Below are 24,879 nucleotides of genomic sequence, written 5' to 3' on the forward strand. Positions count from 1 at the left end.
CCCCTTTATTTGTAAAACTACTTTATTGATCAATAAGAAGCAATACGATAAGGTTTTTTAGTATAAATAGTTCAACGCTATTTTATCATTCGCGTTGAAGGTACGGTCAGACCCATTTGAACAGGCCAGCATCCATGAAGCCGCATCAGCAGCAGAAGGTGTACCCGGAATAAGAATAGCTCCAGGATAGTTTTGAGGATCGCTGCTGCTATAAGTATTACCTTCATTTACCGCTGTACCACCGCAGCTGAAAGAGCGGTTAAAGTAATCGGTATGGCGCATACCAATACAGTGACCCAACTCATGCTGGATAACAGAAGTAAGGTAACCCAAATTTGGATTACTTCCGTATGCCTGTGGATTGGTGTTCATACCGATAGCGTTGTAAGGATTACCCGCCGCGGTTGGGAAACCAGAATAGCCTAAAGTGATGTAACCACCGCTTGGCCCCTGGTTAAAGCCAGTAACCACGATGTTACCACCGCTGCTAACCACCTGAAACTGCAGCGAAAGATTTAACGCGTTATAACGAGCTATAGCATTAGCTGTAGCTGTAGCGTAAACAGTTGGCAGGTTTGAAACCGAAACAGTGATAGTTCTTGGTAAATTTTTCACCAGGTTGTGTGTCTGATACTGTTCTGTTTCGGCAATTCTAACAATAGGGCCGGCAACAGCAGCTTCTTTTAAATTCTCCGGAGTAAGTAAAATATCATCTTCTACCAGGTAATTGTCACCTATTTTGCGCACGTTGTCGGTACTGAAACCTAAAGCCGCGATTTGTTTTGAAGCATCGGCCGAGATTTGCGGAGTTTGATTGGCTTTTTTGTCGGCGCTTTGATTGTTTTTAGTACATGCAGTTAGTAATGAAGATGCACATATAATGCATAGCCCCATTTTTAGTAAGAGTTGTTTTTTCATTTTGTCGGTACTCTAATTTTGTTAGTTAATACTTTTAAAATAATATCCGGGACAACTAAAGCCTCCCTTTTATTATTTAATAATAATTGCCTGCTTGATTGATCAATAAGCAGCAATATTTTTAGTACAGGTAGTTCAATGCTATCTTATCATTCGCGTTGAAGGTGCGGTCAGACCCATTTGAACAGGCCAGCATCCATGAACCGGCATCAAATGTTTTGGTTGGTGTACCCGGAATGTGAACAGCACCAATGCCTGCTGTACCTTCATTACCACCGCCGCCTGTACCGCAGCTCAGGTTACGGTTAAAATAATCGGTATGGCGCATACCTATACAGTGCCCCATTTCATGCTGGATAACAGAAGTAAGGTACCCCAGATCCGGATTAGTGCCATAAGCGGCAGGGTTAGTGTTCATCTTGATCTGGTTGTAAGGGTTTCCTGATGAAGTTGGGAAGCCAGAAGAACCCAAGGTGATGAAACCACCGCTTGGGCCTTCGTTGAAACCAATGATCTGAATAGCACCACCGCTGCTTACCACCTGAAATTTAAGGGTAAGATTTAACGCGTTGTAACGTGACACGGCATTAGCTGTAGCCGTAGCATAAACAGTTGGCAGGTTTGAAACTGAAACGGTAACTGTTCTTGGCAAATTTTTAACCAGGTTAGTTGTCCGGTATTGCTCTACTTCGGCAATTCTAAGTGTTGGACTGGTGCTGGTTTCAGATAAATTAGCCGGGGTTAGCAGGATATCACCTTCTACCAGGTAATTATCCCCTACCTTACGCATGTTATCGGTGCTGAAACCCAAAGCAGTGATCTTGCTGCTTACATCTGCAGAGATCTGTGTAGCCGGATCATCCTTTTTTTCGGCGCCAGGATTGTTGTTTTTGGTACATGCGATTAGTAATGAAGATGCACAAGCTATGCACACCCCAATTTTTAGCAAGAGTTGTTTTTTCATTTTGTCGGTACTTTAATTTTGTTAATAATTATCCGATTGATCAATAAAAAGTAATACTGTATAGTTTTAGTACAGATAGTTCAATGCTATTTTATCATTCGCGTTAAACGTGCGGTCGGTGCCGCTTGAGCAGGCCAGCATCCATGAACCGGCATCAAATGTTTTGGTTGGGGTACCAGGGATGTGAACAGCGCCTGGATAATCCTGCGGATCGCTGCTGCTATAAGTGCTGCCTTCATTGCCACCACCATTTACGCCGCAGCTTAGGTTACGGTTAAAATAATCAGTATGGCGCATACCTATGCAATGGCCCATTTCATGCTGGATAACAGAGGTTAGGTATCCTACATCAGGATTGCTTCCGTAGGCATCAACATTGGTGTTCATACCAATAGCGTTAAAAGCATCACCAGAGGCGGTTGGGAAACCCGAATAACCTAAAGTAATAAAACCATCAGAATCAACACCTTCGTCAAAACCGGTAATCACCATATCACCGCCACTGCTTACCACCTGAAATTTAAGTGTCAGGTTTAACGCGTTGTAGCGTGCTACCGCGTTGGCTGTAGCTGTAGCGTAAACCGTCGGTAAATTGGAAACGGATACGGTAATGGTTCTTGGTAAATTTTTAACCAGGTTGTGTGTCTGGTACTGCTCTGTTTCGGCTACTCTAAGAACAGGGCTCGCAGGGTTAGCCTCATTTAAATTGGCCGGGGTTAACATGATATCGCCCTCTACAATGTAATTGTTACCCATTTTACGAACATTATCCGCGCTAAAACCCAGATTTTTGATCTTTTGGGCTACATCGGCAGAAATGGCGGTTTTGGGAGAAGCCGCCTTATCGGCGCCTTGGTTGTTTTTAGTACAAGCAGTTAGTAACGAAGATGCACAAGCGATGCACACCCCCATCTTAAACAAGAGTTGTTTTTTCATTTGTCGGTACTCTAATTTTGTTAATAGTTAAAAAATCACAAACAATCATGATAATAGCCGGCCAGCTTGTTGTTTATGATTATAAATATATTAAAATACAACGACATTTATTTTTCATTTGATAAATATAAAGACCATTATTGTCTTTAAAATTAAAAAATAGTAAAAACTATACCCCGTATAATAACTAGTAAAAATTAGCGTTATAGTTGATTTAAATTATCCCAAGACACTTTTCGGGGAAAATAGCGCCCGGCTCCTAATAGGTGTAAACACCTACCGCGTAACCGGGTAAAATACGGGTAAAATAAAAATTGACAAGCGCCGAAATTTACCCGACTTTATCCATTTTAAGTTTTCCTACAAGGGCTCGAACCTCAATCTTCAGAGCCAGAATCTGACGTGTTACCATTACACCATAGGAAAATTTGAACACTACAGAAGGTACCTTCTGTTTATCAATACAAATATACCAGCTAAGCTTTTACGCTGCAAAAAAATGTGCCCAACATCGGTACTGCTCTTTATAAATTTACAGTTTTCAGATCTTAAGGATAAATCATCCATATTTTATTCATTTTTTCGACATAATTTAATTAACAACCATTAATTAAATCAATTTTTCATTTTCTTTTATTAAATTTTATAAAAAAGTTACAAAGTGTGATATTTATCATACTATTAACATACATAATTTATGAAAATTATTAATTAGACTTGCACATAATGCCATTTAACTAAAATAAAAAACGTGTAAATGAAAAAAAGTCAAAATATTTGCGATTTAGAGAGTTGTTTTTTATGCAAAAACTGTTTAGATGAGTGGAAACCGGCCATTGCTACTCATAAAATAAACTATAAGGTAAAAAAAGGTGAAGTTATTTTCAAAGAGGGTGATCCGGTAACGGGTATTTATTTTGTTAACTCCGGCAGTGTAAAGGTTTATAAAAAATGGGACAAGGATAAGGAGCTGATTGTTCGTTTTGCAAGGGAAGGTTCTCTTTTTGGCCACCGGGGTTTAGGTAAAGGAGGGTTTTATCCCATATCAGCAGCAGCGCTGCAGCCAACAGTTGTATGTTATGTGGACATCGCTTTTTTTGAAGCCACGTTAAAAGTAAACGCCAATTTTACCTATCAATTACTCATGTTTTTGACTGAGGAGCTAAAACAGTCTGAAAGAAAAATGCGCAATCTGGCGCACATGCCCGTTAAAGGACGCGTTGCCGAGGCCTTAATATCCCTGCAAAACCAATTTGGCACTACCGCGGAGGGTTTTATCAATATCGACCTGAGCCGGCAGGACCTGGCCTCCTACGCCGGGGCAACTTACGAAACCGTGTTCCGGATGATGAATGAACTGGTAAATGAAAAGCTTATCGGTCTTTCGGGCAAAAGTATCCGGCTTATTAATCACCAGGAGCTTTTAAAACTGGCACAGGATGTTGTTTTTATTTAACCAAAAGAATGCCCAAGTACCTTAAAGCGGGAGACGCAATTATGCGTCTCTACGTTTAAATTTAAACAACCTCTTATAACTACCCTGTTAATCCAGTAAAATTTTTCATTATTTTACACCTGGGTATCAATCAACCAATTTCTGCATTGCACATGTCACACAGCACTCCTATTCCAGAGTTATTTATATTGGGCGCAGGTCCCGGCGATCCGGAACTGATTACCGTAAAGGGATATAAAATTTTACAGCAGGCCGATGTGATATTATATGACAACCTGGCCAACAAAGCATTATTGGATATAGCCAAACCCGGCTGCGAAAAAATTTACGTCGGCAAAAACCCTTATGGTAGCTATACCCCGCAGGAAACCATTCTGGAGATGATCAAACATTATGCCTTTACCAAAGGGAGTGTTGTACGCCTGAAAGGCGGCGACCCCTTTATATTTGGCCGTGGATTTGAAGAGATCATATATGCCCGTGAACAGGGCATCAAGACCCACTATATACCCGGTATTACCAGCATACAGGCTTCGGGATTTTTAGATATACCATTAACCCACCGGGCCATGAGCGAGGGCGTGTGGATCATCACCGGAACTAAAAAAGACGGATCGCTATCGGCCGATCTGAAACTGGCCATGCAAAGCAACGCTACCGTGGCCATTTATATGGGCATGAAACAGGTTGACGCCATTGCCGATACTTATATATCCGAAGGCAAGGGCAATACGCCCGCGGCCATTATCCAGCATGCATCGTTACCACAGCAAAAAGTAGCCCGTGGCCAGGTTAAGGATTTGCGACAGATGACCGACACGCACCAACTAACTCATCCGGCAATTATTATTATAGGCGAAGTTGCCGGTCTGGGTGCTTAGCATCTGTAATCATACAGATATTTTATACAATCAGTTGAGCTACAAAATGAGCGGAAAAAAACTTTGGACCAAGCTTTTTTCGAAAAAAACAGAGAAAGAAGCAATTGAATTGCATGTAGCAGGAGCAATGGTAAGACACCATAATCCGTTTGAAGATTTGACGGGTCCAAGAAATGAAGAAGAATTCTCAGACGATATTATAGATCAATATGTGCTACCGTTTTACATGACCAGTATTGCTAATCTTGATCAATCCAAACTTCAGGAATTTGCCATGACATCGCACACTATAAATACTAAGATCGTGGCGTTATTATTAGGGGATTTTAATTGGCGAACAAGGTTATGCGGCGCTTTTTTTGCAGCCATAAATAATTACGTTGAGTTTGAAGAAATTATTGGTAATCATTTACTAAAAAGCGAAGTATGCTATGCCGGTGACGCGTATTGCCTGGCGCTTGCTCAGTTTGATACCGATAGCGCTAAAAACTATTTGATAACCTATCTTAATTATTATCTCGACAGGAAAGATCTGTGGTTTGATCAGGACGATGCCTATTGTGCTTTGACCTATCTGGATAAAAATGCTGCTGATGCCTTTAATGATAAATGGCAATCATTTATATCAGACAAGCCTAATTGGAGTTTAAAAAAACACCAAAATCATTTTAACGCCCAAATGGCTACCATTAAGAAAATCAGGGCACTGGCCAATAAAGACAGCTAAATAAACCCTAATCCGGCTTACACATTCGCTATATTTCGCCACAGTTTAATAAACCTAACGGGCTTACAGTCTCCTTTGGATCTCTCGCAGAGGACCCTGAGGCATTGGATTGAGGCAAGAATAAACTCAGGGTCCCTTTCAGAAGACCCTGAGGAGACCCAAGCACTTAGCATCAGGATCACCCAACAAACAAAAAAGATCTTAGCAAATTGCTAAGATCTTTTTTGTTTTGTTTTCCCGCATGGGCTCGAACCACGATCGTCTGAACCAGAATCAGAAGTGCTACCATTACACCACAGGAAAATATAGGCAAATGTACTACTTATCCAACAGACTCCTGTCAGCCGCGCGTTATATCTCTTACTGCCTGTTAATCTATTTACCTATTGCCAACTGTAGCAGCCAATGCACCAGGTCATTTGCGGCTTTATCGTTTTCGAAACCAGCCGGTAGCCTGCCATTTACATATTCGTTATATAACCAGGGGTCGCCCACCGCAACAACCGTTCCTTTGCCATATTTGGCGCTGGCAATAATGGTAGCGCCGTTACTATTTTTAAGAACAGATTTTGCAGCGCCGGTAAGACCGATAGAACATACATCCTTCATAAATATCTTATTGGCGGTTTCAAATACCGGATTGCCTGTAGTTTTTACCGCGCCATCTTCAAAATGCGCATCATCAATCACGTGATTTTGCAGGTCATCATTAAAATGCATCCCAAATTTGGCGGCCAGGGTGTTAAAGTGCGGCAACTCCACGTTGGCGCTGTCATTAGCCATCATTAATAGCACACCACCTTTTTTCACCCATTTGCTAATCTCTTCCACATCCTTGGGCTGGATATAGTTGGGGTTCGGACTTTCCTTTTTGGTATCCGGATCAACAATGATATAAATAGCCGTGTTTTTTAGATTCTCTGCCGTAGGCGCCTGATCGAGCGAATCCAGTTTGGCACCGGCAGTGGTAAAAGTAGCACCGAATATAGAAAAGCCTGAATTTTGCTTTTCGCCCCAGAGGTAATGGAAACGCTCCTGCTGCCCGGCCTTATTTTTATGCACTTCGTGGTTAAAATAATAATCGAGCGTTACGGTTTGAGCACTGGCGGCTGCACCGGCACCCATCAACAGGGTTATTATGGTTAATTTCAGTTTCATAAAAATGGGTTTATAGTCAGTAACATATAATATCCATAGGGTGTCATGCTGAGTTCCGTCGAAGCATGGTGGGTAGGCCTCTGCGCTCCACTCTTCGACGGAGTTCAGGGTGAAAGCCCCTTTTTGGTATTACTTTTCTTTAACAGAGCAGCTAATTCTTTGTTCTTACACCCCGCCAAATATCGAGAACCCGCCATCAACGCAGATCATCGATCCGGTTACAAATGCCGATGCATCACTCAGCAACCAGGTCAGCGCCCCTTTCAGTTCATCCGCATGCCCGAAACGTTTAAACGGTGTTTGTTTGATCACCAATTCGCCGCGTTGGGTATAGCCGCCTTCGGGTTTGGTAAGCAGGTTACGGTTTTGCTCGGTGAGGAAAAATCCTGGCGCAAGCGCATTCATCCTGATCTTATCGCCATAACGGTTAGCCAGTTCCACAGCGAACCATTGATTATAACAATCAACAGCCGCCTTACCAATATTATAGCCCAACACCTTGGTGATGGCACGTTTAGAGTTCATGGATGAGATGTTTACGATACTACCTTTGCCAGCAGTTTTGGCGATAGCTTCGCCAAATATCTGGGTTGGAATGATAGTTCCCCAAGTGTTCAGGTCCATCACCTTTTTCATACCGGCGATGTTCATTTTAAAAATATCTTCTTCGGGGGCTAAAACACCTTCGGGCATGTTGCCACCTGCGCCATTCACCAGGCCATCAACCCGACCAAAAGCGGCCACAATTTTATCTTTGGCGGCTATCAACTCTTCTTCGTTCAGCACGTCGGCAACTAAAGCTATAGCTTTGCCGCCATTTTTGTTGATGGCTTCGGCACGTTCTTCGGCCACTTCTTTTTTCCGACCAAGGATACCTACCGCTCCGCCGGCTTCTACAATAGCATTTACAAAGGCGTCGCCCAGGATGCCGGTACCGCCGGTTACTACGATAACTTTACCGGCTAATGAAAATGAATTTTCCAATGTTTTTTTATGTTTTATGAATCAATTGATCTTTTTATCTGATATCAGGAATGGCAATAGCATCCATGTCGGTATAGTCGAGGTTTTCGCCGGCCATGCCCCATATAAAGCTATAGCTGGCCGTGCCACTGCCCGAGTGGATGCTCCATGGTGGTGAAACGATGGCATCATAGTTATCCATCAGCACATGGCGGGTTTCCTGCCCCTCGCCCATGTAATGGAACACGCGTTGTCCTTCCGGCACGTCAAAATAAAAATAGGCTTCCATACGGCGATCATGCACGTGTGCTGGCATGGTATTCCAAACGCTGCCACCATGCAATATGGTAAGGCCCATCACCAGCTGGCAGCTTTTGATACCTTCCAGGTGGATGTATTTATTGATAGTACGTTTATTAGCTGTTTCGATAGAGCCGGTATGTACTTTGGCAGCATCCTCATTGGTCATTAATGTGGTAGGATATACCGCGTGTGCCGGGGCCGAAAGCAGGTAGAATACCGCTGGCTCCGCGCTGTTTTTACTGGCAAATTTTACACTTTTAACACCTTTGCCTATATACAGGCAATCCAGCTTATTTACCTGGAAGGTTTGGCCATCGGCGGTAACTTCGCCATCACCGGCTACGTTGATGATGCCGATTTCGCGGCGCTCTAAAAAATAACCGGCACGCAGGTTAGGATAGTTTTCCAGCTCTACCGATTTGGTTACCGGGTGAGCTGCTCCTACAATCATGCGGTCGTAATGGGTGTAAGTACAATTAATTTGATCTGTTTGAACTAGTTGGTCAATTAAAAAACGTTCTCTTATCTGGGCTGTCTGATAGCTTTTAAAATCTTCGGGGTGTACGCTATGTATTACTTTCAAGGCTTTATGTTTTGGTAGGCAATTCTACAACGTATCTTTTTTAAATCAAAAGTATTCGGCCCATTATTCTACTCAAACGTTTGCGCTGAGGTGCCTTATTAACATAAAAGCAACAAAAAAGCCACTGAAGTAAAACATCAGCGGCTTTATAAAATGATACTTGACCGGTGTTTCTTAGTCCTCGTTCACAAATGAACGTAGCATCCAGGTATTTTTTTCGTTAAACTGCATAAAGCGGTTCACCATATCGTTTGAGCCATCGTCACCTGCTTCGGCGGTAATGTCCAGGATCTCTCTTTCTTTGGCAATTAAAACAGCCAGGTCATCAATAACGGCTTTTACCATTTTGGTATCTTTTAAGCCAATGGTTTGGATTTCTTTGATGGCCGATTTTGTAATATAATCATTAAATGTGCTGTATGGCGATTTGCCCAGGGTTAATATCCTCTCGGCAAGTTCGTCAATGGTGGTCAGCGCTGCAGTATACAGTTCTTCGAACTTTAAATGCAGCGTAAAAAAGTTTTGTCCTTTGATGTTCCAGTGGCAGCCGCGTACTTTTTGGTAGTAGATATGATAGTTGGCCAAAAGGTCATTTAAGTGGTCAACAACAGGTTTTACTTTACCTTCTTCCAGACTAATTTCTTTAGCGTTCATATATAAATAGTGATTTTTATGTTTAACATTAGCTTGGCAGCAATGTTTGGTAAATATAAGCAGATTTGAATTTATTACCCATATTTACACACTTTATGACACAGATGCTACCTTTTATTAACCAACAATTTGACTGGCCCATCTGGCGTATGGAAATTGACGTTATCAGCTCCACATTGTTTGTTGAACTGCGTAACAGCGAAGATAAAAAAGTAGCTTTTGGCGCCATAAATCTGCTCAGCGGCGATGTTTACTTTAAGGATATCACCACCCCCGAGCGATGGCTTACCGGTATTGAAACGGCTTACGATGGTACGCTCCTCGTACACAATTATCAATCAGAGAAAGGCCCTGTACATAAAGGCCTGATAGCCATTGATGGCACAAGCGGAGAAACGCTGTGGAGCAATTATACCCTGGCCTTTGATCACCTGTGTGTAAACGGCCCCATAGTTTATAACGCCCAGGTACAGCCCCCGAAATTATTTTTGGCCGATATAAAAACAGGCGGACTTTTACGAACCCATCAACCGGCAATAGATACACCATTACATAATGATATTGTTGTACCCCAGATGCTCCCGGCATCTCTTTTAAAAGAATTACCCTTACCTGCCGAACCTTATTTAAATAGCCTTCATTATTTGGAGCACAATAGCTACAGAATTGTATCTTTGCACACGTTTTTTCAGGAAAAAATAAAGCAGCATTTATATATTATTGATAGCGAAGGCGTAATTGTTTACCATGATTTGTTAAACAGCAACATACAAAAATTGCAGCCCGAGGCGTTTGTAGTACATAAGAATAACCTGATCTATTTAAAAGAACGGTCAGCATTAATAGTTTTAAACTTATAAGTTACTGTATTATAATTTATTATGAAATTAAAGATTTTATTAGTCATCGCTCCCCTACTTACCCTGTCCATATCCATTTTTGCAAACCCGGTTGTAGACTCTGTTGGAGTTGAAAACCTGAACGGAAAAAAAGTTGTACTACACAAACTTGATCCTAAAGATAATTATTACTCTATCGGTCGCCGTTATAATGTAAGCCCTAAGGCTATCATGCAATTCAATAACAACGCGCCGCTTAAAATTGGCGGCATTGTTAAAGTACCTACCGAACAATCATTTACACAAACCGCTGCCACAACACCTGCGCCGGTTCAGCAAACCAGGCCACAAGTGCAACAGCCTGTTCAGCAGCCAAAGCCACAACAGCCGGTAGCTCAACAACCAAAACCACAAACACAACAGCCGGTAGTACAGCAACAAGCCCCGGCTACAACCGTAACAACTACAACACCAGCTGCCGATACCACCCCTGCCAAGCCGGTAAATATGGATAATGTGCAGCAGTACAAAGTGTCTGCTGGCGAAACGCTTTATTCTATAGCCAAACGTTTCGGCACTTCTGTTGAAGATATCACCAAACTGAACAACTTAACTTCCAGCACGCTTACCCCGAATCAGGTGATTAAAGTACGCTCGGGCATGCCACCAGAAGAAAGACCTGTGGCTAAGCAAGACGCGGTAGTAACCACCTCTGATTCAACCGTGGCCGCTATTGACAGCGCGGGCAATAAACTGAAAGCCAACCGTTTTGGCCTGTATGAAAAAAATGAAACAGGTGTAGCCACCTGGATAGATGATACCAGCCTTGACCCTAAAAAGGAACTGGTATTACACCGCACCGCCCCTATCGGCACCGTGATCAAGATTACCAATCCTATGAACAACCATACCACCTATGCTAAAGTTGTAGGCCGATTTACCGACAGCGAAGCTACCAAGGATGTACTTATTGTAATGACCAAAAACACAGCCGACGCATTAGGTGCTTTAGATAAACGCATTCACGTAAACATCAGCTACGGCAGTCCGAACCCGAATGAATAAACCTTATATTATTGGAATTGCCGGTGGTAGTGGATCTGGCAAAACCTTTTTCTTAAAATGTTTCCTGGAGCATTTTACTGCCGACGAGGTGTGCCTGGTATCGCAGGATGACTACTATTTTCCGGTGGCCCATAACATGACGCCCGAAGAGAATAAGGAGTATAATTTCGACCTGCCATCTACTATCGACCATGAACACTTTCAGCAGGATATCAGTAAACTTTTTAATAATGAAACCATTATTAAGCCCGAGTATACTTTTAACAACCCTAATATTGTGCCCAAAATGCTGGAAATAAAGCCGGCGCCTATTTTAATTGTAGAAGGCTTGTTCATTCTGCATTTCAGGGATATTGCAGATATGCTGGACATGAAAGTTTTTATTGAAGCCAACGAAGAAGTGGCCTTAGAACGCCGCCTGAAACGCGATCTGATAGAGCGCGGCTACTCGCACGATGATGTGATGTACAAATGGATTAACCATGTGGTACCAGCTTATAAAGAGTTTTTATTGCCTTATAAAGACGAATGCGACCGGGTGATCACCAACAACAGTCATGTTGCCCAGGATATCATTGCCGTAACCGAAGAAATATCGGCAGATTTAAGGAAGAAATTATTTTAATAATTGATGGTTCATAGATCATAGTTAATGGTTCATGGTATTAATCACGACGAATTATCAACTATGATCTATAAATCACCTATGATCCATGAACTACGGATCAAATAACAATTTCCGGAATTTCTCCTTCAACAATCAGTTTACCGGCAGTTGCATTTTTAATCTCTTCCACACTTACACCCGGCGCACGTTCCAACAGTTTAAAACCACCTTCGGGCAATACATCAAATACGCCCAGTTCGGTCACTATTTTTTTTACGCAGTGTACACCGGTGAGCGGCAGAGTACATTGGGGCAATAGCTTTGATTCGCCTGCTTTGTTCACGTGCTGCATGGCTACAATGATGTTTTCGGCGGATGCTACCAGGTCCATGGCGCCGCCCATGCCTTTTACCATTTTACCGGGAATCTTCCAATTGGCAATATCACCATTTTCAGATACCTCCATAGCGCCCAGGATGGTGAGGTTTACCTTTTTCGCACGGATCATCCCAAAACTCATAGCCGAATCAAATATGGCCGAGCCCGGCAACATGGTAATAGTTTGTTTACCCGCGTTGATCACATCCGGATCCTCCTCCCCTTCAAACGGAAATGGTCCCATGCCCAGCAAGCCATTTTCTGACTGCAGCACCACATCCATGGTTTCGGGTATATAATTGGCTACTAAGGTGGGGATACCAATCCCCAGGTTCACGTAGTAACCGTCTTTTATTTCTTTAGCTATTCGCTTTGCTATTCCTGTTTTATCCAACATAATTTCTTATTTATTTCCCAGCACGTCATTGCGAGGAGGAACGACGTGGCAATCCCTGATTTACAGAGTCGCTCTGTATAGTTTGGGATTGCCACGCTACGCTCGCAATGACGCGTGGTTTTGTTCAGGTTCTTTTTTGCCTTTGCTCTTTGCTCCTTCTATCTTTATTGCTTCACCCTCACCGTCCTCTGTTCTATCCTTTTCTCATAATCTTTACCCTGGAAAATACGATGTACATAAATACCAGGAGTATGGATATGATCGGGATCGAGTTCGCCGGGTTGTACCAGTTCTTCTACCTCGGCAATGGTTATTTTACCCGCCATGGCCATCACCGGGTTAAAATTACGCGCGGTGGACCGGTACACCAGGTTGCCCATGGTATCACCCTTCCAGGCTTTTACAATGGCAAAATCGGCATCAAAAGCCATTTCCATCAGGTAATCCTTACCGTTAAAATTACGGGTTTCTTTGCCTTCGGCTACTTCGGTTCCTACACCGGCAGGGGTAAAAATAGCGGGCATACCATAACCGGCAGCCATACAGCGGGTAGCCAGCGTGCCCTGCGGCAGCAGTTCTACTTCCAGTTCGCCGCTGAGTAACTGGCGTTCAAATTCGGCATTTTCGCCAACGTATGAGGAGATCATTTTTTTTACCTGCCGCTGTTTCAGCATCAGGCCGATGCCAAAATCATCAACCCCGGCATTGTTTGAGATACAGGTAAGTTGTTTGCGCCCCTGTTTTACCAGCGCGGCTATACAATTTTCGGGCAACCCGCAAAGGCCAAAGCCACCCAGCATTAAAGTCATGCCATCCTGAATATCGCGGATGGCCTCATCGGCACCACTAACTACTTTATTCATGTTCTATAATTGGTTGCTCAAATTTAGATATAAGAATTAAGAGTCAAGAATCAAGACGTAAGAAATAGCCATATAATAAAGCTTTTTCCTTCTTGATTCCTGACTCTAACTTCTTGACTCTACTGGCGTTTTACCACTTCACCTGCTTATCAATAAAGCTGATCAGATCATCGGCCATAACTTGCTGCTCCTTGGCGCTGGGGTGTCCGGGAGTGTTTTTGAAAGGGAAAAAATGGGTATAAATTGCCTTATCATTGAGGCTGGCTACCGCCTTTTCGATATAACCAGGCCATGGCGAACCTGCTTTGGTAGCGTCCATACTGCCCAGCGCACAAATGATCTGTGCTTTAGGGTATTTTTTGCGGATATTTTTTACAAACTCCCTGTAAGCTTTAATGATCTGGTCGGATTCGGGTGCTTTGGCGCCAAAGCGTTCTTTAAACTGCTGATTGTTGGGTTGCTGAACTATCCAGGAATCGTTCTGAAACAGGTTGATCACCACCAGCTCCGGCATATATTTGGAAAAATCCCATAAGCTTGTGGGATCCTTTGGATTAAGCCGGTTATACATTTCGGGCATAATGAGCGGGAACCAGCTTACCATAACACCGATACCACTTTTAGCAGTACATACATAATCGGCATCAAAATGGCGGGCGGTAATGGCCGCATAGCTGATATAGCCATTTTCATAGGGCGCGGAGCCCCTATCCTGCCCGGTAGTATCTTCCACCGCGTATCCGCAGGTAATGGAATTACCAAAAAACTCTATCCTGTGCTTTTTAGCAGGTGGCGCAGGCAAAACAGTAGCTTCTTTGGCCAGTATAAACTGGTAAAAAGTAGTTTTGCCCATTTCCCACTCTGTACGTTTAAATAACTCAACACTATGTGCTCCGGCTGGCAATCCTTCGGCCAGGGTATAAACCCGTTTGGTACTGTCTAAATGAATGGTGTTAGCTACCTTGCCATCAACAATAACGGTAAAGTAGTTTTCGCCGCGTTCGTCCCGTAGGAGCGCCGATGCACCAGTACCGCTAAAGTTAATTTTAACCGACGAACCCGTCCAGTAAAGTTCAGCGGCTCCGTCGGTCATATTGATGCGGCCGGTATAACGTATGTGCGGGTCTTTACTATTAAATACCGCAATCTGAGCATCAGCGCAACTTAAACCGATAGCAAAAATAAGGAACAGAACTACAGTGCAGATCTTACGCATGGTTAATGGCTGTGATTTAAAATTATAAAAAACTGTTTAAATAAAATCAACCTCAATCTTCAATCCCAACTATTCCAAAGGCGTGCCAAACTGCAGTATATAGGCATTGTTATCAAAAACCGCGAACTCCCGCATACCATAGTTAAAATCTTCAATAGGATAGCAGATCACCGCTTTTTCCTTCAACTCATTCCATAGCTCATCCACGTTATTGGTGCGGATGTAAAAAGAGCCCGTGAATTTGGGCACGGTAAAGGTTTCGTGCTCATTGGGGAGCGCGATCATAATTTCGATATCATCCCTGCTCACGGTTGCCCAGCCCCAGTCTTCATCAAAACCAACGCAGGTAAAACCCAGATTACTAACATAAAAATCAACGCTTTCCTTAACACGAAGCGTATATAACATAGGAGTGATACTTTTTAATGCCATAATTTACGTTTAGTATCGAGTAGTTAGTATCAAGTATCACGACTTTTTTATTGACAGCAGATGCCGCATTTAAGCAATCTTGATACTTGATACTAACTACTCGATACTTATTTTAACAGCTAATTTACTTTAAATATGCATATGTTATACCATCGCCGCCGCGGTCGGCGTGTTCATCTTCCAGGCGATCTACCTGGTCGTACTTTTTGAGGTACTGCCTGATCATTTTACGCAGGATACCATCGCCTTTACCATGAATGATTTTGAGGTTATTGAAGCCCATCATCAAGGCGCGGTCAAACAGTTTTTCAATGGCGTGCAGGGCATCTTCGGTACGCATCCCCCGCACATCAATCTCCGGACTAAAACTAGCCAGATCATTGGTGTGCGAGCTAAAGTTTCTGCGGATATCCTTCGGTACCGACGATTTGGAAACTTTGACAACCCGTTTCTTTTTGGCCACGGTACGCAGGTCGCCAATGGCAATTACCACATTGTCCTTGATCAGCTCGATCACCTGCCCGGTAGTTTCCGAATCGGTTAGTTTCACCCAATCGCCGGGTTTCAACTCTTCGTCTGCAGCTGCCGGGTTTGGTTTTACGGGTTCAACTTTAACGGTATTCTTTTTAAGCTCGGTATTCAGGTTTTCGCGCAGGGCACGGGTTACCTCCTTATCGGCATTGCTGCTTTTTATTTCGGATATGGTATTCTCCACCAGCTTATTGGCATTCAGGATGATGTTTTTAGCCTGATCCTTAGCCTCTTTGATCAGCACTTTTTTGTTCTCGTCCAGGTAGCTTTTCAGCTTCTCGTTTTCGGTTTGCAGTTCGTTTACACGGCGTTGCTGCTTATCCAGCTTTTGCTTGGTTTCAAATATTTCGCGCTTTTCGCGTTCCAGGTCAACCAGCAGGGTATCTACTTTTTTCTGGCCTTCGCTTATTTTATTTTTGGCGAGGTTAAGCACATTGGCCGGTAAACCTATTTTCTGAGCGATCTCAAACGCGTAGGAACTGCCGGGCTTGCCAATTTCTAACTGGTAAAGCGGTTTCATTTCCACATTGTTGAACAGCATCGAAGCATTTTCGATACCCTCGGTATTACTGGCAAATATTTTGAGGTTGGAGTAGTGCGTGGTGACCATCCCCCGCACCTTTTTCTGATTCAGGGATTCCAGCACAGCCTCGGCAATAGGGCCGCCAAACTGCGGATCAGTTCCGGTACCAAACTCATCAATCAGGATGAGCGTTTTGCCGTTAGCATCTTCCACAAAAGTTTTCATTTTGCTCAGGTGCGCGCTATAGGTACTCAAATCGCTCTCGATCGACTGATCATCGCCAATATCCACAAACATTTGTTTAAACACCCCAACCACGCTGGCTTCGGCAGCCGGGATCAGCAAACCGGCCTGCACCATCATTTGCAGTAAACCAACGGTTTTCATACAAACCGACTTACCACCCGCATTCGGCCCCGATACCACAATAATGCGGGTACCTTCGTCAATATGCACATTGAGCGGAACTACCGTTTTCTGCTCGTTCTTGAAATTCAGGAACAACAGCGGATGGCGGGCATTGTACAATTTTAAGCGGGCTTCGTTAACTACCTGCGGCATTTCGGCCTCTATATCAATAGCAAACAGCGCCTTGGCGCGTACAAAATCGAGCTTGGTTAACAAACCATGATAGGATAGTAAAAGCGGCGTATAGGGCCGCAATTCATCTGTCAAAGCAGTTAATATTTTAACTATCTCGCGGCGGCGCTCAAACTCCAGATCACGTACACGGTTATTCAGCGTAAATACCTCCTCGGGTTCCATATAAACGGTTTGGCCCGATGCGGATTCATCATGGATAAATCCTTTAAGCTTGCGTTTGTTTTCGGCCAGCAGCGGGATACACAGCCTACCATCGCGTACGGTAAGCGAGCCATCGGCCGTCCAACCACTGCCGGATGCGGCTTTAAATATCTGGTCTATCTTTTTGCGGGCCTCTTGTTCGGCCTTGGCAATGCCCAGGGTAATTTCATTCAGCTCGCGCGAAGCGTTGGGACGGATCTTGCCTTTGGGGTCAATAACGGCGTCAATCTTTTTCAGGATCGCCTTTTCAATAGGCAGGTGTTCAAATAAAGCCTCGAGGTTTGGGTATAACCCTTCCCGCTCGCTAAAGTAAGCGATCACCGCGAATACGGTTTGCAGGGAGGTTTGCACCTGGTAAAATTCTTCCTCAGACAAAAATACGCCCTCAATACGGGCTTTGTTGGCTAAGGTTTTTATATCGAAAAAGTGATGAATGGGTAAGGCAGCATCATTAACCAGGATATTTTTAAACTCGTTGGCCTGGTTCAGGAACTTGTATATCAGGTCGTAATTGCTCATCACCTGTATCTTGTCAACCATTTGTTGACCCATTTCGCTCAGGCAATGCGCTTTAATTAATTCTTTTACCTCGGTAAACCCCAGCTTATCAACACTATTTTTTGGGTAAAGCATCAGGATGTTTTTGTTTTAACTTTTTTAGAAAATCAGCCTTTTTCATGGCCTTTTTGATAGAATCAAGCTTGTTTGCGGCCTTTTTGATAGAGTCGGCCTTGTTTACCGGCTTTATGGCTTTGTGAACAGCTTTTTTAATAGAATCGGCCTTATGAGCCATTTTGATAGAATCGGCTTTTAATTCAGCCTTGCGGTTTATGGCCTGTAGCTTGTTAACCGAATCGGCCAGGGCTTTGATCCGCTCATCAACCTTATCATATATATCGGTAAGCTTGTCCGGGTATTTGGCATAATAATTCATGCTCCTTTTAAAAGTTCCGGAGTCGGTATGGAACCGTTCAAAGGCGGCCAGATAATTGCCCATACCATATTTGTACAGCGTATCCGGTGTTTGCAACCCAGAGTATAAATGTCCGTCAATGATGTGAATTTCGGTTAGCAGACCAGCCATCGCATCAGGTTTTATAAGTCCGCCGGGCGGTTTATCGTTTTTACAGGCACATAAAAGTAGTGATACTGAAAAAAACAAGGTTAAATATTTATGCATTCTGTAATTTAGCGGCTAATTAAGTAAAATATTCAAAGAGCCTCACCCTGCCCTCTCCATCCCGATAGCCATCGGGAGAAGGTTCAAAAAAGAGCAGGGCTAAAGTCCTCTCTCCCGATAGCTATCGGGATGGAGTGTATTTAAGTGAGGCCCTTAATAATTAAGCAAATTTACGGATAAATGAGCATTGCAGATAATATCAAAAGTTTAAAAAAAGAAACGGGCCCGGGGGTAACTTTATTGGCGGTGTCGAAAACTAAACCTGCTGCCGACCTGCAGGAGGCCTATGATGCAGGGCAGCGCCTGTTTGGCGAAAACACCGTGCAGGAGCTGGTAGAGAAATATGAGCAGCTACCTAAAGATATTAAATGGCACCTGATAGGGCATTTACAAAGCAATAAGGTTAAATATATTGCTCCTTTTGTGAGCATGATCCAATCTGTCGACAGCCTGAAACTGCTGCATGAGATCAACAAACATGCGGAAAAAGCTGGCCGTATTATAGATTGCTTGTTGCAGATATATATCGCCGATGAAGAAACCAAATACGGCCTGGGTTTTGACGAAGCCATTGAACTGCTGCGCTCAGATGAGTTTGTAACGTTTAATAACGTACGCATTCGCGGACTGATGGGTATTGCCACCAATACCGATAACGAAAAACAGATCAAAGAAGAATATTACGAACTGAAGACATTTTTTGACGGCATTAAACAAAGCTATTTCCGCAAGATAGATACTTTTGATACCCTGTCGATGGGCATGTCATCAGATTATAAACTGGCCATTGAGCAGGGTAGTAATATGGTACGCGTAGGCAGCACCATTTTTGGCAACCGTGTTATTAAGCACTGGAAAAATAATTAAGTGAGTGGTTAGATTGGGTTGATTAAGTGAGTGGTTGCCTGATCGTCTGAATAGTTTTTCATAATTACAAAAATGAATTTTATTGGTTTGCAAAACCTAATGAACAATTGAACTAATGAACATCGATATAAGAATTGCCCGCAAAGAAGACTGTCCGCGTTTAATGGATCTGGTGCATGAATTGGCCCTTTTTGAAAAAGCGCCCGAAGAGGTAACCGTAAGTCTGCAGGAGTTTGAGGATGCCGGCTTTGGCCCTAAACCTGTTTGGAAGGCTTTTGTTGCCGAAGCTGAGGGTCAGATAATTGGCTTCGCGGTTTATTATGTACGCTACTCTACCTGGAAAGGCTGCCGCTTATATTTGGAAGACCTGATTATTACCGAACAATATCGCGGCAAAGGTGTTGGTAAATTATTATTCAACGTACTGATTGCTGAGGCCAAAGAATTAGGCTTTAGCGGTATGGTATGGCAAGTGCTCGACTGGAACGAGCCGGCCATCAATTTTTATAAAAAATACGAAGCCAATATTGAGGCCGGGTGGCTCAATGCCTCCTTATCAAAAGAACAGCTTTTAAACTATTAAGCCATGAAAACCAGCTACCTGTTTTATTTTATCGTTGTTAGTTTCGCTTTCGCGTCATGCCAATGGGGTGTTCCATCAAAGCAGAAGGACACTACCAGTGCCGACACGCTTTCCTATACCTACAAAAACATACATGAGCGTGCGGCAGATTGCGGCAATAAGCCAGACAGTGCCTGTGCTGTAGTAACCATCAAATACCCGGTTTTTACAGGGCAGAAAAAGCTGAACGACTCTATCACCCAGAAGATAAGAGGCCTGTTTGCCATGGATGGGCAGCCAGATAGCACCATTGAGCTTATGAACAAGGCTTTCTTTAAATCGTACAATGATTTGAAGAAAACTGAGCCCAAACTGGCTATGTATTACAAGCTGAACAGCTATGCCAAAGTGATATTACAGGATTCGAGCCTGACAACACTTGAAGTTGGCGGCGATACTTACCAGGGAGGCGCGCATGGTGCCGCTGCTACATTCTTTATCAACTGGGATACTAAAGCTAATAAAGACCTTACGCTGGATGATATTTTTACTGCCGGATATGAAGAAAAGCTCAGAACCATTGCCGAAAGCATTTTCAGGAAAGACGAAAAACTGAGCCCCACTGCTTCGCTGGCTAATGATTACTTTTTTAAGGATAATAAATTCGCGCTGAATGATAATTTCCTGATCAGCCCCGTCGGACTAAAATTCTTTTATAACTCCTACGAGATCAAACCTTACGCGGGCGGTACAACAACCCTCATCATCCCCTATTCATCCATCAAATCATTATTACGACCAGGTTCGGTTGTGTCCAAATACATCAAATAAATGCTTGTTTTTAAATTCGGAGGCGCGTCTGTTAAAGATGCCGGTGGCATCATTAACCTGGCCAGCGTTGTTAAAAAATATACAGGGAATCAGTTACTTATCGTGGTATCGGCCATGGGCAAAACCACCAACGCACTGGAAAGCCTTACCCGGGCCTATGTGGATCAGTCGGACAATATGCACCTCATCTACGAAGGCATCAAACAGTACCATTTCGATATCCTGCATGAGCTGTTTGATGCCAAGCACCCGGTGTTTGATGAAATAGCCAACACTTTTGTGGAGATTGACTGGATGATTGAGGATGAACCCCATGATGAATACGACTTTATTTACGACCAGATCGTATCCATCGGCGAGCTGGTATCTACCCGCATCATCAGTGCATACTTAAATAAAGAAGGGTTAAAAAACCAATGGCTGGATGTACGTGGCTATATCCATACCGATAATACTTATCGTGAAGGCGCAGTGCAATGGGATAAAACCCGTGAAAGCATCACCAAAGGCATCCCGGCTTTGCTGGATAAAGGCATTGTTGTAACCCAGGGTTTTTTGGGCGGCACATCTGAGAATTTTACCACCACATTGGGGCGTGAGGGATCGGACTATACCGCGTCCATCTTTGCATCATGCCTGGGTGCCGAATCGGTAACTACCTGGAAGGATGTGCCCGGTATCCTGAACGCCGACCCTAAGTTTTTTACTGATACGGTAAAGTTTGATGAGCTCTCCTATTCCGAAGCTATCGAGATGACCTATTACGGCGCAAGTGTCATCCACCCCAAAACCATCAAACCGCTGCAGAATGCCAATATACCCTTGCTGGTTAAACCGTTTTCTGATCCATCGGCGCCGGGGACTATTATTAAGGAAGATGGCGTAAATAGCTTTGTAAAACCGGTCATCATCCTTAAACAAAACCAGGTGTTGCTGTCGGTATCTTCTAAAGACTATTCTTTTATCACCGAAGATCACCTGAGCGATGTTTTTGGTCTGTTTGCGCAGAACCAGGTAAAAGTAAACGTAATGCAAACCTCGGCCCTTAGCTTTTCTGTTTGTTTTGACTTTTACGAAGAGCGCTTTGAAAAACTGCTGAACAGTTTGCAGCAGGATTTCAAAGTAAAATACAATACCGGCTTAACACTCATCACGGTAAGGCACCATGCCGACGGCGCATTGAAAGAGCTAACCAACGGTAAAACTGTGTTGCTGGAACAGGTAAGCAGGAATACGGCGCAGATGGTGTTGAAATAGAAAAAAAACAAACGCGTCATTGCGAGCCAAGCGTGGCAATCCCCGATAAGCAGAGCTGCTCTGTAGAGTTAGGGATTGCCACGCTTCGCTCGTAATGACGTACGTTTTTCCCGGCTAATTCCCAACAAAAACCTACCTTTATGCCTCCTTTTAGCTTCAAAGGGCTATATTTGGGCATGGACGCAATCAAGACAGTAAAAGATGCAATAACTATAGGATTGGGAATATTATCTGCCGGATTTGGGTTAAAAGGCTTTTTATTATCGAGCCATTTTATTGATGGTGGCGCTACCGGTATAGCCATGCTGATATCGGATATCACACATGCGCCCATCTCTATACTTATTTTTATTATCAATGTACCTTTCCTTTGGTTGGGCTATAAAAAACTGGGATTGCAGTTCGCTATTAAAAGTACGCTGGCTATTGGTCTGCTCGCGATAGTTTTGGCTGTGGTTCAGTTCCCCGATGTTACGCATGATAAATTACTTACCGCCGTATTTGGGGGTGTTTTTATAGGTACAGGCAGTGGTTTGGCCATGCGTGGTGGTGCCGTGCTTGATGGCACCGAAATTGCCGCCGTGCTGGTGAGCAAAAAAACACAACTGCTTAAAGTAAGCGACTTTATTCTGGTACTCAACGTGCTTATATTTAGCTTGGCCGCTTTCTTTTTGGGTGTGGAGCCCGCTATGTACTCCATCCTTACTTACATGGCTGCCGCCAAAATGATCGACTTTATTTTGAACGGTATCGAACAATACTCCGGTATCACCGTCATATCAACCCATAGCGAAGCCATCCGCAAGGCCATTACCGAAACGCTGGGTCGCGGGGTTACTATTTACCAGGGCAAAAGCGGCTACGGTAAAGATGGGCATATCAATGATCCGCGGGATATTGTTTTTACCGTGGCTACCCGTCTCGAGATCCCTTCGCTTAAACAAACCATCCTGGGTATCGATCCTAAAGCATTTATTGTACAGCAAAGTATTGATGATACCACGGGCGGCCTGCTCAAACGCAAAGGACTTCATTAAAGCTGAAAGCTTTTTTACGTAATATTTTTTTCAGCTTTTAGCTAATAGCCTTAGGCTATTAGCTAAAAAAGTATTTCCTTTGCGGCCTAAACCAAATCATATATGAAAAAAATCCTTACCACAATTACTATTGTTATTGCAACCCTTACAACCACATTTGCCCAGCAGAAAAAAGGCGATGTTGAACTGGGTATCCATGCCGGCTACAGCTATTCTGCCATCAGCAACTATTGGGGTAATTCAGATTTAAAATCGTCATTTAACGCGGGTGTATCTACCGATTTCTATTTCTCAAACCGCTGGAGCTTAAAAACAAGTTTAATTTTTGACCAGAAAGGCTGGGCAAATGGATTTATTTATACCGATTCAAGAGGCAATGGCTTAATTACCGATTACCGCTTAAACTACATTACCCTACCCGTAATGGCCAACTGGCATTTTGGCAAAAAACGTAACTGGTACCTGAATTTTGGCCCCTACGCAGGTTACCTGGCGGGTGCCAAAGCAAGCGATATTAGCCTTGACGTAAAAGATTACTTTCACAACGTCGACTTTGGCATAGCAGCCGGAATTGGCACTAAAATTCGATTATCAAACAACGTAAAGCTTCTGCTGGAATACAACGAACAAGCCGGACTTACCGATATCTTTAAAACAAATCCAGGTTCGATAGTCAGGATTGGCAGGGGAAGTTTTAACGTAGGTTTTAATTTTATACTGAAATAAGGCTAAAACAACAAAAGCGAGGGCATGCCCTCGCTTTTGTTGTTTTATAAGAAACCCGTCATTGTGAGCGATAGCGTGGCAATACCTAAAATACAGAGTGGCTCTGCTAATCGGGGATTGCCACGTCGTTCCTCCTCGCAACTACGGTGTAAGATCCCAAATGCTAAACTATCTCAGCTTACCCCATTTTAGCAGGGTGGCCCCCCATGAAAAACCGGCACCGAAGGCGGTCAGGATCATGTTGTCGTTATATTTAAAGTCGTTTTTAAAATCCCAAAGGCACAGTGGTATGGTGGCAGCTGTGGTGTTTCCGTACCTCTCGATATTTACTTTTACACGCTCGGCGGGTAAACCCAAATGGTCGCCAACGGCATGAATGATGCGGTAATTGGCCTGGTGAGGTATCAGCCAGTTGATATCGTCAATAGTCAAATCGTTACGTTTCAGAACTTCTTTACAGGTTTCGGTCATGCCGTTAATGGCAGCTTTAAAAACCACCCGGCCATCCTGGTGTATAAAATGTTTGTTGGCAGCCACGCTCTCGGCCGTTGCCGGAACTTTTGAGCCTCCGCCGGGTACCAGTAAATGCTCCCGGCCTTTGCCCTCGGTTTTAAAAACACTGTCAATTAAGCCCGTGCCATCGGTAGTAGGTTCAATTAAAACCGCTCCGGCCCCATCGCCAAAAAGTATACAGGTGTTACGGTCTTTATAGTTGATGATAGCGCTGTTCTGATCGGCACCTACCACAATCACTTTTTTATAACGGCCGCCTTCCACCAGGCTTGATCCCAGGGTGTAGGCATACAAAAATCCACTACAGGCAGCGTTTACATCTGTTGCCCAGGCATTGGACATACCCACCTTATCGCAAACAATGCTGGCAGTTGATAATAATAAATGATCGGGGGTTGATGTGGCGATGATTACACAATCAATTTCATCTGGAGAAACTTTAGTACTATCTAATAAATTTTTTATGGCCCAGGTGGCCATATCAGAAGTAGCGAGCGTTTTATCGGTTAAAATTCTTCTTTCCTTTATTCCTGTTCTTGATACTATCCATTCGCTGTTTGTATCAACCATTTTTTCTAAATCACTGTTACTCAGGATACTATCTGGAACATAACCACCTATACCCGTTATAACTGCGCTGCTCTTTAACTTCATAAATACTAAAATTCTTCAAAAAACAGGCAATTATACGGAAATTGCCTGTTTTTG

The 24,879-nt window shown here is 43.5% G+C and carries 26 protein-coding genes; 12 read left to right on the forward strand and 14 right to left on the reverse strand.

Annotation, left to right across the window (positions count from 1 at the left end):
- Nucleotides 1–57 precede the first annotated feature (57 nt).
- From ACTJKG_RS10805 to ACTJKG_RS10815, 3 genes are all read right to left on the reverse strand, one after another.
- Nucleotides 58–918, reverse strand: coding sequence for a M57 family metalloprotease (locus ACTJKG_RS10805; protein WP_440739202.1), 861 nt, complete (start codon nucleotides 916–918; stop codon nucleotides 58–60).
- 121 nt (nucleotides 919–1,039) lie between these two features.
- Nucleotides 1,040–1,882, reverse strand: coding sequence for a M57 family metalloprotease (locus ACTJKG_RS10810; protein WP_216650520.1), 843 nt, complete (start codon nucleotides 1,880–1,882; stop codon nucleotides 1,040–1,042).
- A gap of 66 nt (nucleotides 1,883–1,948) precedes the next feature.
- Entirely contained in the window at nucleotides 1,949–2,818 is an 870-nt protein-coding gene (locus ACTJKG_RS10815) for a M57 family metalloprotease (RefSeq protein ID WP_440739203.1), read from the reverse strand.
- A 757-nt stretch (nucleotides 2,819–3,575) separates the two neighbouring features.
- Here ACTJKG_RS10815 and ACTJKG_RS10820 point away from each other — a divergent pair.
- From ACTJKG_RS10820 to ACTJKG_RS10830, 3 genes are all read left to right on the forward strand, one after another.
- Nucleotides 3,576–4,274 carry a Crp/Fnr family transcriptional regulator gene (locus ACTJKG_RS10820; protein ID WP_440739204.1) on the forward strand — a complete coding sequence of 233 codons (699 nt, stop codon included), beginning with the start codon at nucleotides 3,576–3,578 and terminating at the stop codon, nucleotides 4,272–4,274.
- Between the two features lie 152 nt (nucleotides 4,275–4,426).
- Complete coding sequence (cobA, locus tag ACTJKG_RS10825) at nucleotides 4,427–5,155, forward strand: uroporphyrinogen-III C-methyltransferase (protein ID WP_172334656.1); 729 nt, start codon at nucleotides 4,427–4,429, stop codon at nucleotides 5,153–5,155.
- Nucleotides 5,156–5,201: 46 nt separating this feature from the next.
- Complete coding sequence (locus ACTJKG_RS10830; protein WP_440739205.1) at nucleotides 5,202–5,882, forward strand: DUF6000 family protein; 681 nt, start codon at nucleotides 5,202–5,204, stop codon at nucleotides 5,880–5,882.
- A 375-nt stretch (nucleotides 5,883–6,257) separates the two neighbouring features.
- Here ACTJKG_RS10830 and ACTJKG_RS10835 read toward each other — a convergent pair whose 3' ends face one another.
- The 4 genes from ACTJKG_RS10835 to ACTJKG_RS10850 form a co-directional block, all read right to left on the reverse strand.
- A complete protein-coding gene (locus ACTJKG_RS10835; RefSeq protein WP_440739206.1) occupies nucleotides 6,258–7,040 on the reverse strand; it encodes a DUF4350 domain-containing protein in 783 nt (260 codons plus the stop codon).
- A 165-nt stretch (nucleotides 7,041–7,205) separates the two neighbouring features.
- Nucleotides 7,206–8,024 carry an SDR family oxidoreductase gene (locus ACTJKG_RS10840; protein WP_440739207.1) on the reverse strand — a complete coding sequence of 273 codons (819 nt, stop codon included), beginning with the start codon at nucleotides 8,022–8,024 and terminating at the stop codon, nucleotides 7,206–7,208.
- Nucleotides 8,025–8,058: 34 nt separating this feature from the next.
- The gene (gene kduI, locus ACTJKG_RS10845) at nucleotides 8,059–8,889 is read right to left on the reverse strand and encodes a 5-dehydro-4-deoxy-D-glucuronate isomerase (protein ID WP_172334660.1); all 831 of its coding nucleotides are present in this window, start codon (nucleotides 8,887–8,889) and stop codon (nucleotides 8,059–8,061) included.
- A 174-nt stretch (nucleotides 8,890–9,063) separates the two neighbouring features.
- Nucleotides 9,064–9,543, reverse strand: coding sequence for a Dps family protein (locus ACTJKG_RS10850; protein ID WP_172334661.1), 480 nt, complete (start codon nucleotides 9,541–9,543; stop codon nucleotides 9,064–9,066).
- A gap of 95 nt (nucleotides 9,544–9,638) precedes the next feature.
- On the opposite strand from ACTJKG_RS10850, the gene ACTJKG_RS10855 reads away from it, so the two are divergent.
- Genes ACTJKG_RS10855 through ACTJKG_RS10865 form a run of 3 tightly spaced genes read left to right on the forward strand, consistent with a single transcriptional unit; the run spans nucleotide 9,639 to nucleotide 12,072 of the window.
- Entirely contained in the window at nucleotides 9,639–10,403 is a 765-nt protein-coding gene (locus ACTJKG_RS10855; protein ID WP_440739208.1) for a DUF4905 domain-containing protein, read from the forward strand.
- Nucleotides 10,404–10,424: 21 nt separating this feature from the next.
- Nucleotides 10,425–11,447, forward strand: coding sequence for a LysM peptidoglycan-binding domain-containing protein (locus tag ACTJKG_RS10860; protein WP_440739209.1), 1,023 nt, complete (start codon nucleotides 10,425–10,427; stop codon nucleotides 11,445–11,447).
- A complete protein-coding gene (locus ACTJKG_RS10865; RefSeq protein WP_172334664.1) occupies nucleotides 11,440–12,072 on the forward strand; it encodes a uridine kinase family protein in 633 nt (210 codons plus the stop codon). Before ACTJKG_RS10860 ends, ACTJKG_RS10865 begins: the two co-directional genes overlap by 8 nt.
- 100 nt (nucleotides 12,073–12,172) lie before the next feature.
- Here ACTJKG_RS10865 and ACTJKG_RS10870 read toward each other — a convergent pair whose 3' ends face one another.
- The 6 genes from ACTJKG_RS10870 to ACTJKG_RS10895 all read right to left on the reverse strand — a co-directional run bounded on the left by ACTJKG_RS10870 (nucleotide 12,173) and on the right by ACTJKG_RS10895 (nucleotide 18,378).
- Nucleotides 12,173–12,829, reverse strand: a complete 657-nt coding sequence (locus ACTJKG_RS10870) for a 3-oxoacid CoA-transferase subunit B (RefSeq protein WP_440739210.1) — start codon at nucleotides 12,827–12,829, stop codon at nucleotides 12,173–12,175.
- A 164-nt stretch (nucleotides 12,830–12,993) separates the two neighbouring features.
- A complete protein-coding gene (locus ACTJKG_RS10875; protein WP_172334666.1) occupies nucleotides 12,994–13,692 on the reverse strand; it encodes a CoA transferase subunit A in 699 nt (232 codons plus the stop codon).
- Nucleotides 13,693–13,822: 130 nt separating this feature from the next.
- Nucleotides 13,823–14,908, reverse strand: coding sequence for an SGNH/GDSL hydrolase family protein (locus ACTJKG_RS10880; protein WP_440739211.1), 1,086 nt, complete (start codon nucleotides 14,906–14,908; stop codon nucleotides 13,823–13,825).
- A gap of 69 nt (nucleotides 14,909–14,977) precedes the next feature.
- Nucleotides 14,978–15,340, reverse strand: coding sequence for a VOC family protein (locus tag ACTJKG_RS10885; protein ID WP_172334668.1), 363 nt, complete (start codon nucleotides 15,338–15,340; stop codon nucleotides 14,978–14,980).
- A gap of 124 nt (nucleotides 15,341–15,464) precedes the next feature.
- The gene (locus ACTJKG_RS10890) at nucleotides 15,465–17,831 is read right to left on the reverse strand and encodes an endonuclease MutS2 (protein ID WP_440739212.1); all 2,367 of its coding nucleotides are present in this window, start codon (nucleotides 17,829–17,831) and stop codon (nucleotides 15,465–15,467) included.
- The gene (locus ACTJKG_RS10895) at nucleotides 17,812–18,378 is read right to left on the reverse strand and encodes a DUF4296 domain-containing protein (protein WP_172334670.1); all 567 of its coding nucleotides are present in this window, start codon (nucleotides 18,376–18,378) and stop codon (nucleotides 17,812–17,814) included. The genes ACTJKG_RS10890 and ACTJKG_RS10895 overlap by 20 nt, the downstream gene beginning before the upstream one ends.
- A gap of 180 nt (nucleotides 18,379–18,558) precedes the next feature.
- Here ACTJKG_RS10895 and ACTJKG_RS10900 point away from each other — a divergent pair, with 180 nt between their 5' ends.
- The 6 genes from ACTJKG_RS10900 (at nucleotide 18,559) to ACTJKG_RS10925 (ending at nucleotide 23,658) form a co-directional block, all read left to right on the forward strand.
- Nucleotides 18,559–19,245 carry a YggS family pyridoxal phosphate-dependent enzyme gene (locus tag ACTJKG_RS10900; RefSeq protein WP_172334671.1) on the forward strand — a complete coding sequence of 229 codons (687 nt, stop codon included), beginning with the start codon at nucleotides 18,559–18,561 and terminating at the stop codon, nucleotides 19,243–19,245.
- A gap of 115 nt (nucleotides 19,246–19,360) precedes the next feature.
- Nucleotides 19,361–19,828: an N-acetyltransferase family protein gene (locus ACTJKG_RS10905; protein WP_440739213.1), complete on the forward strand. Its 468-nt coding sequence runs from the start codon at nucleotides 19,361–19,363 to the stop codon at nucleotides 19,826–19,828.
- A gap of 3 nt (nucleotides 19,829–19,831) precedes the next feature.
- Nucleotides 19,832–20,638 (forward strand): DUF3298 domain-containing protein, encoded by an 807-nt coding sequence (locus ACTJKG_RS10910; RefSeq protein ID WP_440739214.1) that lies wholly within the window; start codon nucleotides 19,832–19,834, stop codon nucleotides 20,636–20,638.
- Complete coding sequence (locus ACTJKG_RS10915; protein ID WP_172334674.1) at nucleotides 20,639–21,895, forward strand: aspartate kinase; 1,257 nt, start codon at nucleotides 20,639–20,641, stop codon at nucleotides 21,893–21,895.
- A gap of 176 nt (nucleotides 21,896–22,071) precedes the next feature.
- Complete coding sequence (locus tag ACTJKG_RS10920) at nucleotides 22,072–22,932, forward strand: YitT family protein (protein ID WP_172334675.1); 861 nt, start codon at nucleotides 22,072–22,074, stop codon at nucleotides 22,930–22,932.
- 102 nt (nucleotides 22,933–23,034) lie between these two features.
- Nucleotides 23,035–23,658: a porin family protein gene (locus ACTJKG_RS10925; RefSeq protein ID WP_440739215.1), complete on the forward strand. Its 624-nt coding sequence runs from the start codon at nucleotides 23,035–23,037 to the stop codon at nucleotides 23,656–23,658.
- Nucleotides 23,659–23,826: 168 nt separating this feature from the next.
- Here the strand turns inward: ACTJKG_RS10925 and ACTJKG_RS10930 are convergent, their stop codons facing one another.
- Entirely contained in the window at nucleotides 23,827–24,825 is a 999-nt protein-coding gene (locus ACTJKG_RS10930) for a beta-ketoacyl-ACP synthase III (RefSeq protein WP_440739216.1), read from the reverse strand.
- Nucleotides 24,826–24,879 lie beyond the last annotated feature (54 nt).

It is taken from the genome of Mucilaginibacter sp. 22184, assembly GCF_052045695.1.
Lineage (GTDB): Bacteria > Bacteroidota > Bacteroidia > Sphingobacteriales > Sphingobacteriaceae > Mucilaginibacter.

Bases quoted from the DNA above. Each gene is read 5' to 3' on its own strand.
- ACTJKG_RS10810 (WP_216650520.1), bottom strand. From the start codon at position 1,882: ATGAAAAAACAACTCTTGCTAAAAATTGGGGTGTGCATAGCTTGTGCA.
- ACTJKG_RS10875 (WP_172334666.1), bottom strand. From the start codon at position 13,692: ATGAATAAAGTAGTTAGTGGTGCCGATGAGGCCATCCGCGATATTCAG.
- ACTJKG_RS10850 (WP_172334661.1), bottom strand. From the start codon at position 9,543: ATGAACGCTAAAGAAATTAGTCTGGAAGAAGGTAAAGTAAAACCTGTT.
- ACTJKG_RS10865 (WP_172334664.1), top strand. From the start codon at position 11,440: ATGAATAAACCTTATATTATTGGAATTGCCGGTGGTAGTGGATCTGGC.
- ACTJKG_RS10920 (WP_172334675.1), top strand. From the start codon at position 22,072: ATGGACGCAATCAAGACAGTAAAAGATGCAATAACTATAGGATTGGGA.
- ACTJKG_RS10830 (WP_440739205.1), top strand. From the start codon at position 5,202: ATGAGCGGAAAAAAACTTTGGACCAAGCTTTTTTCGAAAAAAACAGAG.
- ACTJKG_RS10900 (WP_172334671.1), top strand. From the start codon at position 18,559: ATGAGCATTGCAGATAATATCAAAAGTTTAAAAAAAGAAACGGGCCCG.
- cobA (WP_172334656.1), top strand. From the start codon at position 4,427: ATGTCACACAGCACTCCTATTCCAGAGTTATTTATATTGGGCGCAGGT.
- ACTJKG_RS10905 (WP_440739213.1), top strand. From the start codon at position 19,361: ATGAACATCGATATAAGAATTGCCCGCAAAGAAGACTGTCCGCGTTTA.
- ACTJKG_RS10855 (WP_440739208.1), top strand. From the start codon at position 9,639: ATGACACAGATGCTACCTTTTATTAACCAACAATTTGACTGGCCCATC.
- ACTJKG_RS10870 (WP_440739210.1), bottom strand. From the start codon at position 12,829: ATGTTGGATAAAACAGGAATAGCAAAGCGAATAGCTAAAGAAATAAAA.
- ACTJKG_RS10815 (WP_440739203.1), bottom strand. From the start codon at position 2,818: ATGAAAAAACAACTCTTGTTTAAGATGGGGGTGTGCATCGCTTGTGCA.
- ACTJKG_RS10835 (WP_440739206.1), bottom strand. From the start codon at position 7,040: ATGAAACTGAAATTAACCATAATAACCCTGTTGATGGGTGCCGGTGCA.
- ACTJKG_RS10925 (WP_440739215.1), top strand. From the start codon at position 23,035: ATGAAAAAAATCCTTACCACAATTACTATTGTTATTGCAACCCTTACA.
- ACTJKG_RS10880 (WP_440739211.1), bottom strand. From the start codon at position 14,908: ATGCGTAAGATCTGCACTGTAGTTCTGTTCCTTATTTTTGCTATCGGT.
- ACTJKG_RS10890 (WP_440739212.1), bottom strand. From the start codon at position 17,831: ATGCTTTACCCAAAAAATAGTGTTGATAAGCTGGGGTTTACCGAGGTA.
- ACTJKG_RS10820 (WP_440739204.1), top strand. From the start codon at position 3,576: ATGAAAAAAAGTCAAAATATTTGCGATTTAGAGAGTTGTTTTTTATGC.
- ACTJKG_RS10805 (WP_440739202.1), bottom strand. From the start codon at position 918: ATGAAAAAACAACTCTTACTAAAAATGGGGCTATGCATTATATGTGCA.
- ACTJKG_RS10895 (WP_172334670.1), bottom strand. From the start codon at position 18,378: ATGCATAAATATTTAACCTTGTTTTTTTCAGTATCACTACTTTTATGT.
- ACTJKG_RS10910 (WP_440739214.1), top strand. From the start codon at position 19,832: ATGAAAACCAGCTACCTGTTTTATTTTATCGTTGTTAGTTTCGCTTTC.
- ACTJKG_RS10930 (WP_440739216.1), bottom strand. From the start codon at position 24,825: ATGAAGTTAAAGAGCAGCGCAGTTATAACGGGTATAGGTGGTTATGTT.
- ACTJKG_RS10860 (WP_440739209.1), top strand. From the start codon at position 10,425: ATGAAATTAAAGATTTTATTAGTCATCGCTCCCCTACTTACCCTGTCC.
- ACTJKG_RS10885 (WP_172334668.1), bottom strand. From the start codon at position 15,340: ATGGCATTAAAAAGTATCACTCCTATGTTATATACGCTTCGTGTTAAG.
- ACTJKG_RS10915 (WP_172334674.1), top strand. From the start codon at position 20,639: ATGCTTGTTTTTAAATTCGGAGGCGCGTCTGTTAAAGATGCCGGTGGC.